The following is a 15,524-nucleotide window of genomic DNA, read 5'->3' as shown; positions in this document are numbered from 1 at the left end:
ATACCCGCGCTATCCGTTCGTCAGAACCGTGCTACTAAAAGCACGTCCCTAACAGTATGGGATAATTGCACCTGAGAGATGCTCTTTCTTGATGTGGGATACGGGCCTTAGACAAGTCGTATATTCCCGTATCAGAAGGGCATTTCTTTTATTCCCATGCCGCCGGAAACCGAACTACATCGGTGGATCCAGGCTAAGGCGTGTCGTGGCGTTTGCAGTGATCGACGAAGTTCTCCAGGAGCTTGTTTGACCACGTCGTGTCGATCGCGGGCAACGCCGCCAGAATCGTCTGATAATCGCTCGGGGAGAAATAGCCGTAGTCGTAGTAGAAATCCATGCGGGAGCGCATGGCCACGGCATCCATGTCGGCGTGGAACTGGGAGGCCCAGACCCGGTCGCCGCGGCGGATGAGCTGGACCGGGCAGGTCGGACCGGTCGCCAGCACGCTCAGTCCCTCCCCGAGTTGTTCCACATTCTCGGTGTGCCCGGTTAACGAGGTGAACGTGGCGGGCAACCCCGCGCAGATCGGGTCGGCCAGGCCTTCCGCAGTCAGTTCGATGACGGACTCGCCGGAAGTCTCGGCATGCGAATGCCCGATCTGCCCACCGTGGGTGTGTGCCAGCCAGCTCGTGCCGTAGCAGACGAGGAAGACCGGCAACCCCGAATCGCAGATACGCTCGAGCTCGGCGTGGACGTGGTGCTGCCACTCGTCCCACACCTCATTGGTCATGTTCAAGGAGCAGCCACCGACCAGCACCCCGTCATAGCCCGCCAGATCCCCGGCGGTGTCGGTGACTGACCCGATGTTGATGTGCGTGAGGTCCCTTGGATCCAGGCGCGTGGACTGGAGGAAATCGCGTTCCTCGGCCGCGGCAATCTGCTCGGCGAGTTCACCGGAACGCAGGGAGACGAGAAGGATCTGGGGCATCATTACAGCTTATACGGAACGCCGCACGGATCCCTCGACCAGGTCGAGAACTCGGTCCAGGCCAACGGTGGAACCCCCGGACGCCAGCCGGGTGATCAGACCGTCGAGGACGGTTTCCAGGTAGGTGTGCAGGACCTCGGGGGTGACATCGGTACGCATCCGCCCGTCGGCGCCGAGGCGGGCGAGGCGCTCGCGGACGGCGTCGTCAAGCACCTCCTGATGGGCGTGCCATCGGGCCCGGAACGCGGCGTCGGTACGCAGCATTTTCGTGATCTCCAGGCGGGTAGCCAACCAATCGTGACGCTCAGGGTGATCGAGGATCTCGCGCATCACCTCGACGAGCCCGGACTGTGCGACCAGCTCCGCCTGGCGGGCCGCGTCCTCCCGCGCCAGAGCCAAAAACAGGTTCTCTTTATCACCGAAGTGGTGGAAAATCGCCCCCCGGGATTTGCCGATGGCCTCTTCGAGGCGGCGCACGGTCGCGCCCTCATAGCCGTACTCGGCGAAGCAACGCCGGGCACCTTCGAGGATCTCGGTCTGCCGACGCGAGAGTTCGTAGTCGCTGACCACGGGCATGGGGAACACTCCTGGAGGGGGAAAAGGGGAGAGGGGGCTGCCCTCCCCGGCGGCGTGGACGCCTTATCCGGGGATGCAGCCCCCTCTCAGAGGCAGTTCACACTGCGGGAGATGAACTACTTGGACGCAGCGATCATCTGACGCAGAACGTACTGCAGGATGCCGCCGTTACGGTAGTAGTCGGCCTCGCCGGGGGTGTCGATGCGGACAACCGCGTCGAACTCGACGGTGGAGCCGTCCTCCTTGGTGGCGGTGACCTTGACGGTCTTCGGGGTCTCACCGTTGTTCAGAGCGGTGATGCCCTCGATGTCGAAGGTCTCGGTACCGTCCAGGCCCAGGGACTCGTGGGACTCGCCGGCCGGGAACTGCAGCGGGATGACACCCATACCGATGAGGTTCGAGCGGTGGATACGCTCGAAGGACTCGGTGATGACGGCCTTCACGCCGAGCAGGATGGTGCCCTTCGCAGCCCAGTCACGGGAGGAACCGGTGCCGTACTCCTTGCCACCCAGGACGACCAGCGGGGTGCCGGCCTCCTTGTAGTTCATGGCGGCGTCGTAGATGAAGGCCTGCGGGCCACCCTCCTGGGTGAAGTCACGGGTGTAGCCACCGGTGACGTCGACCAGCTGGTTGGCCAGACGGATGTTGGCGAAGGTGCCGCGCACCATGACCTCGTGGTTACCACGACGGGAGCCCAGGGAGTTGTAGTCCTTGCGCTCGACACCCTTGGAGTCCAGGTACTGGGCTGCCGGGGTGCCCGGCTTGATGGAGGAGGCCGGGGAGATGTGGTCGGTGGTCACGGAGTCACCGAGCTTGGCCAGGACGCGGGCGCCCTTGATGTCCTCGACTGCCTCCGGCTCGAGCGGCATGCCGTCGAAGTAGGGAGCCTTGCGGATGTAGGAGGAGTTCTCGTCCCACTCGAAGGTCTTGCCGGTCGGGATGTCCAGGTTCTGCCACTGCTCGTCGCCCTTGAAGACGTCGGCGTAGTCAGCCTCGTAAAGCTCGCGGGAGATCGCGCCAGCGATGGTCTCCTCGATCTCCTCAGTGGAGGGCCAGACGTCCTTGAGGAAGACGTCGTTGCCGTCCTTGTCCTGACCCAGGGCATCGTTCTCGAAGTCGAAGTCCATGGTGCCGGCGATGGCGTAGGCGATGACCAGCGGCGGGGAAGCCAGGTAGTTCATCTTCACGTCGGGGGAGATACGACCCTCGAAGTTACGGTTGCCGGACAGGACTGCGGTGGCGGCCAGGTCGTGCTCGTTGATGGCGGAGGAAACCTCAGCCGGGAGCGGACCGGAGTTACCGATGCAGGAGGTGCAGCCGAAGCCGGAGAGGTAGAAGCCGAGGGCCTCCAGGTCCTTCCAGAGGTCGGCGCGCTTGAAGTAACCGTCGACGACCTGGGAACCCGGGGCGCAGATGGTCTTGACCCACGGCTTGGACTTCAGGCCCAGCTCGTTGGCCTTGCGGGCCAGCAGGCCAGCGGCGACCAGCACGGACGGGTTGGAGGTGTTGGTGCAGGAGGTAATGGAGGCGATGGCCACCATGCCGTGGTCGAGGGTGTACTCGCCACCCTGCGGGGACTCGACGATGACCGGCTTGGAGGCGCGGCCCTCGGCGGAGTCGGCGGCGGACTCGCCGTTGCCCGGGAAGGACTGGTTGTAGTCGTCGCCCTCGGCCTTGGTGGCGCGGACCGGCTCAGCGGTCTCGTCGGAGGCGTAGGTCGGCAGGTCCTTGCGGAACTGAGCCTTGGACTCGGACAGCAGGATACGGTCCTGCGGGCGCTTCGGGCCGGCGATGGACGGCACGACGGTGGACAGGTCCAGCTCGAGGTACTCGGAGTACTCGGCCTCCGGGGCATCCTCGTGGAGCCACATGCCCTGTGCCTTGGCGTAAGCCTCGACGCGGGCGATGTCCTCCTCGGAGCGGCCGGTGAGCTCGAGGTACTTGATGGTCTCCTCGTCGATCGGGAACATGGCACAGGTGGAGCCGAACTCCGGGGACATGTTGCCGATGGTGGCGCGGTTGGCCAGCGGGACGGACTTGACGCCGTTGCCGTAGAACTCGACGAACTTCTGGACCACGCCGTGGTTACGCAGCATCTCGGTGATGGTGAGCACCACGTCGGTGGCGGTGACGCCAGCCGGGATCTCACCGGTCAGCTTGAAGCCGACGACGCGCGGGATGAGCATGGAGACCGGCTGGCCGAGCATGGCTGCCTCGGCCTCGATGCCGCCGACGCCCCAGCCCAGGATGCCCAGGCCGTTCTCCATGGTGGTGTGGGAGTCGGTGCCGATGCAGGTGTCCGGGTAGGCGACGCCCTCGTTGTCGAAGACCACGCGGGACAGGTACTCGATGTTGACCTGGTGGACAATACCGGTTCCCGGGGGGACGACGCGGAAGTTGGAGAAGCTCTCAGCACCCCAACGCAGGAACTGGTAACGCTCCTCGTTGCGCTGGTACTCGATCTCGACGTTCTTCTCCAGGGCCTCCGGGGTACCGAAAGCCTCGACGATGACGGAGTGGTCGATGACCATCTCAGCCGGGTTGAGCGGGTTGACGTCATCCGGGTTGCCGCCGAGGGTCTTCACAGCCTCGCGCATGGTGGCCAGGTCGACGGCACAGGCGACACCGGTGAAGTCCTGCATGAGAACTCGTGCCGGGGTGAACTGGATCTCGATGGAAGGCTCAGCCTTCGGATCCCAGTTGGCGATTGCCTCGATGTGCTCGGTGGTGATGTTGGCGCCGTCCTCAGTACGCAGCAGGTTCTCGCCGAGAACCTTCAGGGAGTACGGCAGCTTCTCCATGCCCGGCACGGCGTCGAGTGCGAAGTAGTCGTAGGACTTCTCGCCGACCTCGAGGGTGCGCTTGGCGTTGAAGGAGTTCTTGCTTTCGGTCACAGGGAGCTCCATTTCCTCTTCATTGAACTGGAATGTTCGATACCTGTACCCGTCCGGCCCGATCAAGGCAGGCGTGTACCGGCAGAACGCGGTGGTACTCCTCCAAGTCTAGGGATTCGTACCAACGACCGCCGCTAATTCTAACAGTACGAGCGTTTTGTTTGTGGCTTTCGGCTGGCTGGGCGGCGCGTCGCCACCCCCGTCCCACCCGCGGGGGATAGAAAAGGGGTGAACCGGAACTACATTTCGCCCCCGAAAGTGATTGCTGATGATTCCTGAAGGTGTCGATATCGACGACCTTGCCCGCCAGATCGACGAGGACTCCGTCGCCTTCGGCTCCTTCGTGCCGGCGGAGAAGATGGGGGAGTTGGAACCTGGGCTTATCGACGCCGCGTCGCACGCCGAGTCCTCCGGTTTTGGGTCGTTGGGGGTCGTTGTTTTAGAGCACACGCCAGCGCATACCCCGGATCTGCGGGATATCGCCCAGGATGTGCTGGTGGCCACGGAGGTGGAGACGGTAATTGTCCGGGCGCCGGGATCGGGGGCGATTGTCTCCGATGTTCACTCGCGGGCTGAGATAGAGACCGCGCAGTACCCCTTCCTGGCGGACGGGGATGTGGTGGGGGGCGTCCATCGCTTTATCGACGACGTCAACGGGTGGTCACTGAACTGGGTGGGGATCCTGGTGGTGGTGTTGCTGCTGGTCGCTGTGGCGGCTGCGCTAACGGCATGGAACGCCCGGAGGGTGGCGCCGTCAAGGTTGAGCGCTTGACGCGCTGAGATGTTTTGACGGGCAAACTGTTGCCGCATTGTTATGTGGCTAGCATGCCGACACGCCGGGTGGAGCACAAAGTGTGACTGAACTCACACATTTGTTATCGATTCGTCATTTCGCAGGTCAACCGGCCCTGTTGGTCATGGGGTCAGGCTTTACTGATGTGAATCTTGATAAACGTTGGGTCACAGGAGCCTCACGTGTTCTATGGTGCCAATATCGGCTCACGGGTCGATGGAAGCCACCGGCATCTAACAGAGTCACGGCCAACCGGGTCGTCATCGTCATCGCACGGGCATGTGGGGAAGCACGCCAAGCGCGAAGAGACACTTAAGGATGAGGCGGGTCCGGATACCCGTGTGCCTACACCGATGATCAACCGATTCGGCACCCGCCTTCGTCAAGCCTGAGGTCTTGTCATGGGTGGGTTCGTGAGGAGTTCACGTGGCCTCGACCACCGCCATCCGCGCACGCCTGCGCACCGTGCTTGCCACCGCCCTGTGCGCAGGCAGCCTGACAGCCTTCACCCCGGCTGTCGTCTCCGCGACCCCCGCTACCCCGACGGAATCGGGCGTGGCCTCGCTCGCCACCGACGTCTCCCGCACGGAGTCTGAGATGGACCGCCTGGCGCTGGAGATCGGTGGACTCCACGAGGAGGTCAACAAGGCTCTCGTTGATCTGCACGATGCCCAGGCCACCGCCGAACAGGCTCGCCAGGCCGTCATCGTCGCCCGCGCGGAGCTGGACAAGACCCAGGCCGAGATCGATGAGGCGCAGGCCAAGCTCGACGAGATCTCCCGCGCCGCCTACCGTCGCACGGCTACCCCCACCGCCGTCGCCACGCTCGCCGGCGAAGAAGCCTCCAACGACTCCCTCGACCGCCAGACGTACCTGCGCACCAATGCCGAAAAGCAGCGCGCTGCCATCGAGGAACTGGATCAGCTGCGCACCGAGCAGGCCAACCGCGAGTCCGAGCTGCGCTACCTGCGCAACGTCGCCGAAGCGCGCGAGGCCCGCGCCGCCGAGCGCGAGACGCAGGCCCGCGCCGCCATCGAGACCAACAATTTCCGCATCGGTGAGTTGACTGCCGAGCGCGATCGCCTGGCTGCTGAGCGCGATGCTGCCCAGGCCCAGCTCAATGAGGCCCGCGAGGAGATCGCCGCCGGCAACGCCGCCCGCCAGGACGCTGAGGAGTACCGCGCGGCAGATGCCCAGCGCCGCGCCGCCGAAGACAATGCGGCGGCGGACACGGCCGCGGCTGAGGAAGCACGCCGCGTCGCCGCAGAAGAGTCCGCAGCCGCGGACTCCGCCCGCCAGGCCGCTGAGACCGCCGCCGCTGAGGCCGCCGCAGCGGAAACAGCGGCGCAGGAAGCTGTGGAGCGCGACGCACGCGAGCGTCGAGAAGCAGAAGAAGCCGCCGCGGCTGCCCGCCAGGCCGCCGAGCAGGCCGAGGCAGAGGCCGCGGCCCGCCAGGAAGCGCAGGCCCGCGCCGAGGAAGAAGCCGCCGCCACCGCCGCCCGCGAAGCCGAGGCCCAGGCCTTCCGCGACGCCGCCACCGCTGCTGCCGTGGCTGCCGCGGCCGCCGTCATCGTCGCCTCCCAGCCCGACCACGGCAACCTGGACAACCCCTACCCGTCCACCAGCGATGAGGACACTGCCCCTGCCCCCATCGCGGCGGTGCAGAACCCGGAACCGGAGGTCGTCGAGGAGGATCTGCCGCAGGCGCCGGTGCTGGAGACCATCGAGGATGTCACCGAACAGGCCGCCGAGCAGGTCGCTGACATCGGTGACCGTTCGGCGAAGATCGAGGCAGTCATCGCCCGCGCCCAGTCCCAGATCGGCGTGCCCTACGCCTGGGGCGGCGGCAACGCCAGCGGCCCGACCCGCGGCATCCGCGACGGTGGTGTGGCCGACTCCTTCGGTGACTTCAACAAAATCGGTTTCGACTGCTCCGGCCTCGTGCTCTACGCCTTCGCCGGTGTCGGCATCGCTCTACCGCACTACACCGGCTACCAGTACAACCACGGCACCAAGGTCGACCCCAGCCAGATGCAGCGCGGTGACCTCATCTTCTACGGCCCCGGTGGCAACCAGCACGTGGCCATCTACCTGGGGGACGGCACGATGATCGAGGCCCCGAACTCCGGTTCCTCCGTTAAGATCTCCCCGGTCCGCTGGTCTGGAATGTCGCCCCACGCCGTGCGCCTGATCTAGCGCAGCCCTCAACCTAAAGGTTGATAGGCTCGGGTGCATGACTGAACTGAATTTCGACGCCCTCCTCGTCCTCTCCTTCGGTGGCCCCGAAGGGGACGAGGAGGTCGTCCCCTTTCTGGAGAACGTCACCCGCGGCCGCGGCATCCCGCGCGAGCGCCTGGCCCAGGTCGGTGAGCATTACTTCCACTTCGGGGGAGTCAGCCCGCTCAACCGCCTGAACAAGGAGATCATCGCGAACCTGAAGTCCGAGCTCGCCTCCCGCGACCTGGATCTACCGGTCTACTTCGGCAACCGCAACTGGCACCCCTTCGGCGAGGATACCGCCGAGCAGATGGCCGCCGACGGTGTGCGGCGGGCGCTGGTGTTCGCGACCTCCGCTTGGGGAGGTTATTCCGCGTGCCTGCAGTACAACGAGGACATCCGGCGGATTATCGCCCACCTGGAGGACAAGGGCGTCGCGCCGATCGAGTTCACCAAGCTGCGTCAGTTCTACGATCATCCCACCTTCATCCGGCTCATGGCCGAGGCGTTGGCTGAGTCGCTGGCGAAGGTGCCTGCGGGGCGTAATACCCGGGTGCTGTTTACCGCACATTCGGTGCCCACGGCCGCCGATGAGGCGGCGGGTGGCCCGGAGGATTCCCACTTGTATTCCCGTCAGGTCGCCGAAGCTTCCCGTCTTATCGCAGAGGCCGCCGGGGTGGGGGAATACGACGTCGTGTGGCAGTCCCGTTCCGGTAACCCGCGCACCCCGTGGCTCGAGCCGGACATCGTCGACCACACCACGGCCATTGCCGCGGAGGGTATCGAGGCCGTCGTTGTGTGTCCGGTGGGTTTCATCTCCGATCACATGGAGGTGATCTGGGATCTGGACACCGAGCTTGCCGACGCCGCCCGCGACCTCGACGTCCACGTCGAACGCACCCGCACCGCCGGCCCGGAGCAGGATTTCGCCGGCATGGTTGTCGATATCATCGACGAGCTCGTGGCCAACGATCCGCCCGCCTCCCTCGGCGAGGTCACCGTCCAGGGCTGCACCGTCAACGGGCAGGCCTGCCGCCCGGGCTGCTGTCAGATCAGCCGGTCGAAATCCCGCACCGCGTAGTCCACCCCGGCCATGCGCGCGGCCCGGATGTGTCGCCACAGCCCCAGCAGTTGCGGGTCGATGCGGTGGTCCTTCATCCGGGTTTTCACCGTCTCGATGATCGCTGCCACCCGATCGGCGCGGGCAAAGAGCTTCGCGGCGCGCGGCGGGACGGCCGCCGGGAGCCCGGGGGTGTCGTAGAAGTCCGCCAGCGTGCCTACCGTCAGGCGTGGGGCCTCCAGCACGTCCGTGCGGTAACCGGAGTCGGTGACCAGCTGCGCAGCCTGCGCCGTCGCCCGGGTGAGCAGCTCATCAGCCTCGCCGGGGCTCAGCCACGCGGGCGCCGGCAGCGGATCCTCCTCCTCGAACCACTGCCAATTCCCCTCCTTGTCGGGGACGAGCACGTGCCTCTCGGCCAGCACCAACGCTTGTCCGCTTATCGACGCCGCCCGCGCCGCCGCACCACCCGCCGGCAAGGCGGGAGCCTCCCCGGGACCGGACAGGATGAGCCTGACGGCGGGGGACGCGGCGTCGATAAGCGCGCAACGACGGATATCGCCCAGGACCTCCACCAGGCCTTCCGCGCCGAGATCGTGCAGCGCATCGACGAGATTGTCGGTGGCCTCCAGGCCGTGGAGCCAGGCGCCGAGCCAGACGGCGGTGTTTTGCAGCGGTGACCAGACCTCGGCGCGGATATCCATGGCGGGGCAGTCTAGCCGATAAGGTGTGCGGCCATGAGCTTTCACGATCCCTACTCCGGCGACATCCTCTCCGGACACGCCCGTTCCCGCCCCCGCGAATACCCCAAGGTCCCCGCCGAGCCGGGCCTGGTCGTCGAGGTCCGCGGCGAGGATTATGTGGGCGCCGTGGTCGGCTGGGAGCGCACCTACGACGGCGAGTTCGTCCGCCTGGAGGACCGCCGCGGCGTCACGCGCCTGTTCCAGCTGGTCTCGGGAGGCTTTCTTATCGACGGCCGCCCCGTCACCCTCATCCGCCACCTGCCGAAAAAGCAGCCGGTGGTGCAGCGCTCCAACTCCGGCTCCCGCCGGGTCGACAACGTCGAGGCAAAGGTCGCCGCACCCTCGCGTATCTGGGTGGAGGGTGTGCACGACGCGGCGATCGTCGAGAAGGTGTGGGGGCATGACCTGCGCGTCGAGGGTGTCGTCGTCGAATACCTCGAGGGCCTGGACAACCTGGAACACCGCCTGGCCGAATTCGAACCGGGGCCAGGCCGCCGCGTCGGTGTGCTTGCTGACCACCTCGTCGAGGGCTCCAAGGAGACCCGCATGACGCAGACGGTGGGGGAGCACGTGCTGGTCACCGGCCACCCGTACGTCGATATCTGGGCGGCGGTGAAGCCGCAGGCCGTCGGCATCCGCGCCTGGCCCGACGTTCCCTATGGCGAGGATTGGAAGACCGGTGTGTGCCGACGTCTCGGCTGGTCCGACCCCCGGGAGGGATGGAACCGCGTGTATTCGGCCGTGGGGAGCTTCCGGGATCTGGACTCCACCCTCATCGGCGCGGTCGAACGCCTCGTCGATTTCGTCACCACGCCCGAGCTGTCCAAGGCCGACCTCATGTAGCCGCCTTCGGTACCTTGGATCACGTGGGAGCAATAGTCTGGTTCATCGCAGCACTCGTCCTCGCCGGCCTCGAGCTGGCCGTGGGCGAGCTCACCCTGCTCATGCTCGCTGGCGCCGCCTTGGCCGCCGCGGGTGTGTCCCTGGCCGGAGCACCCCTGTGGGCCTCGGTCGTGGCCTTCGCCATCTCCGCGTTCGGCCTGCTGGTGTTCCTCAAGCCCGTCCTGCGGCGCCGTATGGCCGCCCCGAAGGCGCTGGACACCTCGCCGCAGGCCCTGGTCGGCTCCTCGGCGGTGGTCCTCGACGCGGTCGGGGAGCACGGCGGTCAGGTCCGCCTCGACGGGTCGATCTGGTCGGCCCGTTCCCTTGACCCCACCCACACGTTCGCCGCAGGTGAGCGCGTGTCCGTGATCAGTATCGACGGCGCCACCGCAGTCGTCTGGAAGGAAACATAAACACCCATGGCCGGACTCATACTTCTTATTGTCCTCCTCATCTTCGTCGCCGTTGTCGTCATCAAGTCGATCGCGCTCATCCCCCAGGGTGAGGCCGCGGTCATCGAGCGACTCGGCAGCTACACCCGCACCGTCGCCGGCGGGCTCACCCTGCTGGTGCCCTTCGTCGACCGCATCCGCGCCCGCGTGGACACCCGCGAGCGCGTTGTGTCTTTCCCGCCGCAGGCCGTGATCACCCAGGACAACCTCACCGTCGCCATCGACATCGTGGTCACCTTCCAGATCAATGATCCGGCCAAGGCGATCTACGGCGTGGACAACTACATCGTGGGCGTGGAGCAGATCTCCGTGGCCACCCTCCGCGACGTCGTCGGTGGTATGACCCTGGAGGAGACCCTCACCTCGCGCGAGACGATCAACCGCCGCCTGCGCGGCGAGCTGGATGCCGCCACCTCCAAGTGGGGCCTGCGCATCAGCCGCGTCGAGCTCAAGGCGATCGACCCGCCGCCGTCCATCCAGCAGTCCATGGAGATGCAGATGAAGGCGGACCGCGAAAAGCGAGCCATGATCCTCACCGCCGAGGGTCGCCGCGAGTCCGACATCAAAACCGCCGAGGGTGAGAAGCAGGCCCGCATCCTCTCCGCCGAGGGTGAGAAGCACGCCGCCATCCTTCAGGCCGAGGCCGAGCGCCAGGGCATGATCCTCAAGGCCGAGGGTGAGCGCGCCGCCCGCTTCCTGCAGGCACAGGGTGAGGCCCAGGCCATCCAGAAGGTCAACGCCGCCATCAAGTCCTCCAAAGTCACCCCCGAGGTGCTGGCCTACCAGTACCTGGAGAAGCTGCCGAAGCTCGCCGAGGGCCAGGCCTCCACCATGTGGATGATCCCCTCCCAGTTCGGCGATTCTCTCGAGCAGTTCGCCCGCGCATTCGCCCAGAAGGACGACGAGGGAGTCTTCCGCTACGAGCCCTCGCTTGTCGACGACGAGACCCGCCAGATGGCCGGCACCGAGGACACCGACGAGTGGTTCAACACCGCCACCGACCCCGAGATCGCCGCGGCCGTCGCCGCCGCCACCGCCGTGGCCAACAAGCCCGTCGACCCGGAGCCGCACGAGATCAAGGTGCAGAAGGCATCGGCGCCCGCGACGTCACCGTCGCCGGAGCAGCGCGAGATTGAATCCACCCCGCCTGCCCCGAGCTTCGATTTCGGTGAGCAGCGAGAGCCAGAGGTGGAGGGGCGCTAACAGCTACTGGTCGGCGTCCGCCCGCGCCAGGAGGTTGACCGCCAGCTGCCAGCCGGCGGTCTCCGCCTGCCACCCGGCCGCCTGGAGACGCTGGGACATCGCCTGCTTGGAGATGCCCAGCGCTTCCGCGGCCTCATTCTGATTCAGACCCGAACGCACCAGGGACGTGGCCTCCCGGCCCTCCAGGGTGCGCTTGCTCAGCACATGGCCCAGCAAGGCGAAAGCGGCGGCGATATCGACGCCGAGCCCCTCAGCGCCCCGCGGGTGGCGCAGCACCTTGACCACTCCCGCCCGAGCTGATCCTTTCAGCGCTCGGGTGGCGGTGGCCCTGGCCTGGGCCTGGGCACCGGAACCCGGGGTAACACCGATTCCGATGGCCCAACTGCCGTCGGACAGCAGCGCCATGACGGTGTCGCACACAGACTCCGGGGAGTCGACGACCGCACAGATATCCTCCACGCCGAGGACCTCGAATTCACCGACCCCGTCTAGCGTTGAGAGAGCTTCCGCGGAGCGGCGCACCAACTCGGCGCGGCGTACCTCGCGCCCCCGGTACCGTGCATGAACAGCCAACATGACTGTGAGTCTACGTCACAGACTTGACCGGGAGGCGTTGGTCGACGGCGAGTCCCACCAACCCCAGCACCGCCAACACCACCGTCAACCCGATGACCAACGGGTCGAGCTCCCCTGTCAATGCATCTCCGAGCACCACCGTCACCACTGTTCCCGGTGCCGAGCCGATCAGGGTGGCCACCGTGAACATCCCCAACGGCACGCTCGTCAGCGCGGCGGCGTAGTTCATGATGGAGAAAGGCACGCCAGCGATCATCCGCAGACTGGTCACTGCCAACCACCCACGTTGCTCCAGGCGTGCGTTGATGCCCGCCACCGCCGGATGCCGCAGCCGCGGGGCCATCCACTCACCCAGCAACCCGCGCACCACCGACAGGCTCAGTGCCGCGGCCACGGTGGTCGCTGTCAAAGCCACGATGATGCCCATCCACGGGCCGAACAGCAGTCCGCTCGACAGCGTCAGGATCGTCCGCGGCACCGGAAACTGCGTGATCACCACATAAGCCAGCCAGAACAGGCCCACAAACCACGGGCCGGCGGCCTCCGACCATTGGCGCAGGGTGGTGATGGCGGGGACGTCGATAAGCAATGTGACGGCCAAAAACGCCGCCAACGCCCCCGCAACGACGATGCGACGGGCCCATGACCAGGCGGCGACGGCCCCGGCGGCGTCGCTCAGCAGAGCCAGGAAGTACTGCCCGAACCGTTTCACAAGGGGTCAGTCTACGCCCGCGTCTACACTGGGGAGGCGTACGTCAACCAACAAAGGAGTATCAATGGCAGACCTGCGCACCGACCACGGCCCGAACCCCTACGTCCTCGACATCGAGGATGTCACCAAGGAGAACGAGGCCTTCCGTGACACCCTGTGGACCGGCCAGTTCCTGCAGATGACCGTCATGGCCATCCCAGCTGGCGGCGAGATCGGCGCCGAGGTCCACGACGACCACGACCAGTTCCTGCGCCTCGAGGCCGGCAAGGGCCGCATCATGATCGGCGACAGCGAGGACAACCTCGACGTCGATCAGGAAGTCGAGGACGATTTCGCGATCTTCGTCCCGGCCGGCAAGTGGCACAACTTCGTCAACGAGGGCACCGAGACGGTGAAGCTCTACTCGATCTACGCCGCCCCGGATCACGTCGCTGGCACTTACCACGAGACGAAGGAAGACGCGGACAACGATCCGAACGAGCAGCACTAAGCTTCTCGACGCCCCGCGCGGCGTCCAGGCCTCCCACTAGGGGCGTGGGGCCGCGGGGCCCTGGGTTGGTGCATATACGCCATACTTGAGTACAGCCAAAATGCACCAACCGAGGGTGACTATCCATGATGATGCAAAAAGGGCCACCTTTCGGTGGCCCTTCATGGTGCCCGGAGGGGGACTTGAACCCCCACGTCCGTTAATAGGACACTAGCACCTCAAGCTAGCGCGTCTGCCATTCCGCCACCCGGGCTGGGTGTCATTCACTTGTTTGTGCTCACCCTCTCGGCTGGGCACCTGCACTACTGTAGCCGCACTTCTGACAAAGACACAAATCCGCATGTCAACCGTAGTTACACGGCTGTAAGTGGTAGTTTTTCTAAGCATTATGGATCGCTTGTATCGCCCGCCCCGGCGGATACCAACCTGGTCGTGGTTCGTACCCCGGCGTGCCCCGGAGCGAGATGTCGAGGTGCGGCCGGAGGCGTGGTCCTCGCGGGCTCGCGGCGCAGTAGTGTTGGCGGGTCTGCATGGACGCGCGGTGATGGTCCTGCTGGTCTCGACCATCGTGGGGATGGGTGCATCGGTGCTTGTCTCGGTGGTGGTGGCCCAGGGCGGTACGCGGGCCTTCGAATCGGCCTCGCTGCCGGTGGCGCTGATCGCGGTGCTGGTGATAGTCGGGGTGGCTTTGGCGTCGTGGGTGGCGGAGTCGACGGGTGATGCGATGGCGGATATGGCAGCTGCCCGGACGGTGCATTCGGTGCGCCTGTCGCTGACGGAGCGCTTGGTGGGGGCGGAGCCGACGGAGCTGACTCCGGGGCAAGTGCTCAACACGGTGGATGGGGATTCCTTCCAGGTGGGTGAGCTGAAGGAGGTCCTCAACTGGCCGGTGATGATGGTGGCCTACTTGTTGGGTTCAGCGGTCGCAGTGGGTGTGGCGCATCCTGTGCTGGGTGGTCTGTTGGTGCTGGCAGGTGTTCTCACGACCGTGACCACGTTTGCCACCGCAGGTCCGCTGGCGCGGGTGGGGGCGCGGCGTCGAGAAGCAGAAGGTGCGGCCGTATCTTTGGCGACGGACGTGGCGCAGGGTTCACGGGTGGTGAAGGGATTGGGGGCAGTTGAGGTGTCGGAGGAGCGTTTCGACGCCGCGACCGGCCGCGCCCTGCGCATCATGCTCATGGAGGCGCGGCTGACGGGCTGGCTGACACTGGTGCGCCAGGTGGTGCCCACGTTGTGTGTGGTGGGGATCGTGGTCGTGGCGGCCCTCATGTTGCGCCGCGACACGATCACAGATGCGGAGCTGGTAACCGTCGCGCTCATGGTGCCGCCCGCGCTGATGTACCTGGGTTTCGCATTGAGTTTTGCAGTGGATTATTGGTCGCGCGGGATGGTTTCGGCGGGGCGGATCCAGAAACTGGTCGGTGATCTGCAAGTTTCGGAGTTCCGCCCCCATCACTCGGACATCCCGGAGGCGGGGGTGATTGTGTGGTCGGCCCACAGCGCTGCCGGTATCCGGCGGGTACGGCAGCGCCTCGCGGAATTGGAGGCCTCTCCGGAGGTGGTCGTCGCCCCGCATGCGGCGGCCGTGTTCGAGGGCACTCTGGCCGACAACATCGACCCCTTGGGCACCGCCCACCCGGAACAAGTGCAGGCGGCATTGTCGGCAGCGGCGTGTGGGGACATCATCACCCGGCTGGGTGGGATGGATGGTGGCACGCTGCCTGATTTTCCGATCGGGGAAGCTGGGCTCAATCTATCTGGCGGGCAACGCCAGCGCGTCGCCCTCGCCCGGTGGCTGGTGCACGACCCAGAGGTGCTCGTGCTGGATGAGCCGACCACCGGGTTGGATGCCGTCACCCTCGACCTCGTGGCGCAGAACGTGGCGCGCTTGCGGCGGGGGCGGGCAACCGTCGTCGTGAGTACCTCGGCGGCATGGCGGGCCGTGGCAGATCAGGTGGAGGAATTCCGGTGAGCTGGAAGACAAGCGATCGAGAGGATGTC

14 protein-coding genes and 1 tRNA gene are annotated in these 15,524 nt (G+C 66.0%); 8 read left to right on the top strand and 7 right to left on the bottom strand.

Translation table 11 applies throughout. The features are described from left to right. Positions 1–193: 193 nt before the first annotated feature. From Q4G50_RS06980 to acnA, 3 genes are all read right to left on the bottom strand, one after another. Complete coding sequence (locus Q4G50_RS06980) at positions 194–928, bottom strand: glutamine amidotransferase (protein ID WP_303376934.1); 735 nt, start codon at positions 926–928, stop codon at positions 194–196. Positions 929–937: 9 nt separating this feature from the next. Then, positions 938–1,504 (bottom strand): TetR/AcrR family transcriptional regulator, encoded by a 567-nt coding sequence (locus Q4G50_RS06975; protein WP_303376928.1) that lies wholly within the window; start codon positions 1,502–1,504, stop codon positions 938–940. 116 nt (positions 1,505–1,620) lie between these two features. After that, positions 1,621–4,398: an aconitate hydratase AcnA gene (gene acnA, locus Q4G50_RS06970; protein ID WP_303376927.1), complete on the bottom strand. Its 2,778-nt coding sequence runs from the start codon at positions 4,396–4,398 to the stop codon at positions 1,621–1,623. Between the two features lie 268 nt (positions 4,399–4,666). Here acnA and Q4G50_RS06965 point away from each other — a divergent pair, with 268 nt between their 5' ends. The 3 genes from Q4G50_RS06965 to Q4G50_RS06955 all read left to right on the top strand — a co-directional run bounded on the left by Q4G50_RS06965 (position 4,667) and on the right by Q4G50_RS06955 (position 8,489). Then, complete coding sequence (locus Q4G50_RS06965) at positions 4,667–5,170, top strand: DUF6676 family protein (protein WP_303376926.1); 504 nt, start codon at positions 4,667–4,669, stop codon at positions 5,168–5,170. Positions 5,171–5,617: 447 nt separating this feature from the next. Next, positions 5,618–7,387, top strand: coding sequence for a DIP1281 family NlpC/P60 protein (locus Q4G50_RS06960; RefSeq protein ID WP_303376925.1), 1,770 nt, complete (start codon positions 5,618–5,620; stop codon positions 7,385–7,387). Positions 7,388–7,424: 37 nt separating this feature from the next. Then, positions 7,425–8,489 (top strand): ferrochelatase, encoded by a 1,065-nt coding sequence (locus Q4G50_RS06955; protein ID WP_303376924.1) that lies wholly within the window; start codon positions 7,425–7,427, stop codon positions 8,487–8,489. On the opposite strand, the gene Q4G50_RS06950 is transcribed toward Q4G50_RS06955, so the two are convergent. Beyond that, on the bottom strand, positions 8,456–9,169 hold the full coding sequence (locus tag Q4G50_RS06950; RefSeq protein ID WP_303376923.1) for a hypothetical protein: 714 nt from the start codon (positions 9,167–9,169) through the stop codon (positions 8,456–8,458). The two genes, Q4G50_RS06955 and Q4G50_RS06950, sit on opposite strands and share 34 nt — an antisense overlap. A 33-nt stretch (positions 9,170–9,202) precedes the next feature. On the opposite strand from Q4G50_RS06950, the gene Q4G50_RS06945 reads away from it, so the two are divergent. From Q4G50_RS06945 to Q4G50_RS06935, 3 genes are read left to right on the top strand one after another with little or no spacing between them, the layout of a single operon-like run. After that, positions 9,203–10,051 (top strand): DUF3097 domain-containing protein, encoded by an 849-nt coding sequence (locus Q4G50_RS06945; protein ID WP_303376922.1) that lies wholly within the window; start codon positions 9,203–9,205, stop codon positions 10,049–10,051. Positions 10,052–10,074: 23 nt separating this feature from the next. After that, positions 10,075–10,503: an NfeD family protein gene (locus tag Q4G50_RS06940; RefSeq protein WP_303376921.1), complete on the top strand. Its 429-nt coding sequence runs from the start codon at positions 10,075–10,077 to the stop codon at positions 10,501–10,503. 6 nt (positions 10,504–10,509) lie between these two features. Continuing rightward, positions 10,510–11,745 carry an SPFH domain-containing protein gene (locus tag Q4G50_RS06935; protein ID WP_303376920.1) on the top strand — a complete coding sequence of 412 codons (1,236 nt, stop codon included), beginning with the start codon at positions 10,510–10,512 and terminating at the stop codon, positions 11,743–11,745. A gap of 3 nt (positions 11,746–11,748) precedes the next feature. Here the strand turns inward: Q4G50_RS06935 and Q4G50_RS06930 are convergent, their stop codons facing one another. Continuing rightward, positions 11,749–12,321, bottom strand: coding sequence for a MarR family transcriptional regulator (locus Q4G50_RS06930; RefSeq protein WP_303376919.1), 573 nt, complete (start codon positions 12,319–12,321; stop codon positions 11,749–11,751). Positions 12,322–12,331: 10 nt separating this feature from the next. Beyond that, the gene (locus Q4G50_RS06925) at positions 12,332–13,033 is read right to left on the bottom strand and encodes a TVP38/TMEM64 family protein (RefSeq protein WP_303376918.1); all 702 of its coding nucleotides are present in this window, start codon (positions 13,031–13,033) and stop codon (positions 12,332–12,334) included. 64 nt (positions 13,034–13,097) lie between these two features. On the opposite strand from Q4G50_RS06925, the gene Q4G50_RS06920 reads away from it, so the two are divergent. Beyond that, the gene (locus Q4G50_RS06920) at positions 13,098–13,523 is read left to right on the top strand and encodes a cupin domain-containing protein (RefSeq protein WP_303376917.1); all 426 of its coding nucleotides are present in this window, start codon (positions 13,098–13,100) and stop codon (positions 13,521–13,523) included. A 164-nt stretch (positions 13,524–13,687) separates the two neighbouring features. Here Q4G50_RS06920 and Q4G50_RS06915 read toward each other — a convergent pair. Further along, positions 13,688–13,776, bottom strand: a tRNA-Leu gene (locus Q4G50_RS06915). Positions 13,777–14,067: 291 nt separating this feature from the next. Here Q4G50_RS06915 and Q4G50_RS06910 point away from each other — a divergent pair. After that, on the top strand, positions 14,068–15,495 hold the full coding sequence (locus tag Q4G50_RS06910; RefSeq protein ID WP_303376916.1) for an ABC transporter ATP-binding protein: 1,428 nt from the start codon (positions 14,068–14,070) through the stop codon (positions 15,493–15,495). The last annotated feature ends 29 nt before the right edge of the window (positions 15,496–15,524 follow it).

This window comes from Corynebacterium sp., from assembly GCF_030538285.1.
Lineage (GTDB): Bacteria > Actinomycetota > Actinomycetes > Mycobacteriales > Mycobacteriaceae > Corynebacterium.
This window is presented reverse-complemented; position numbering and strand designations above follow the sequence as displayed.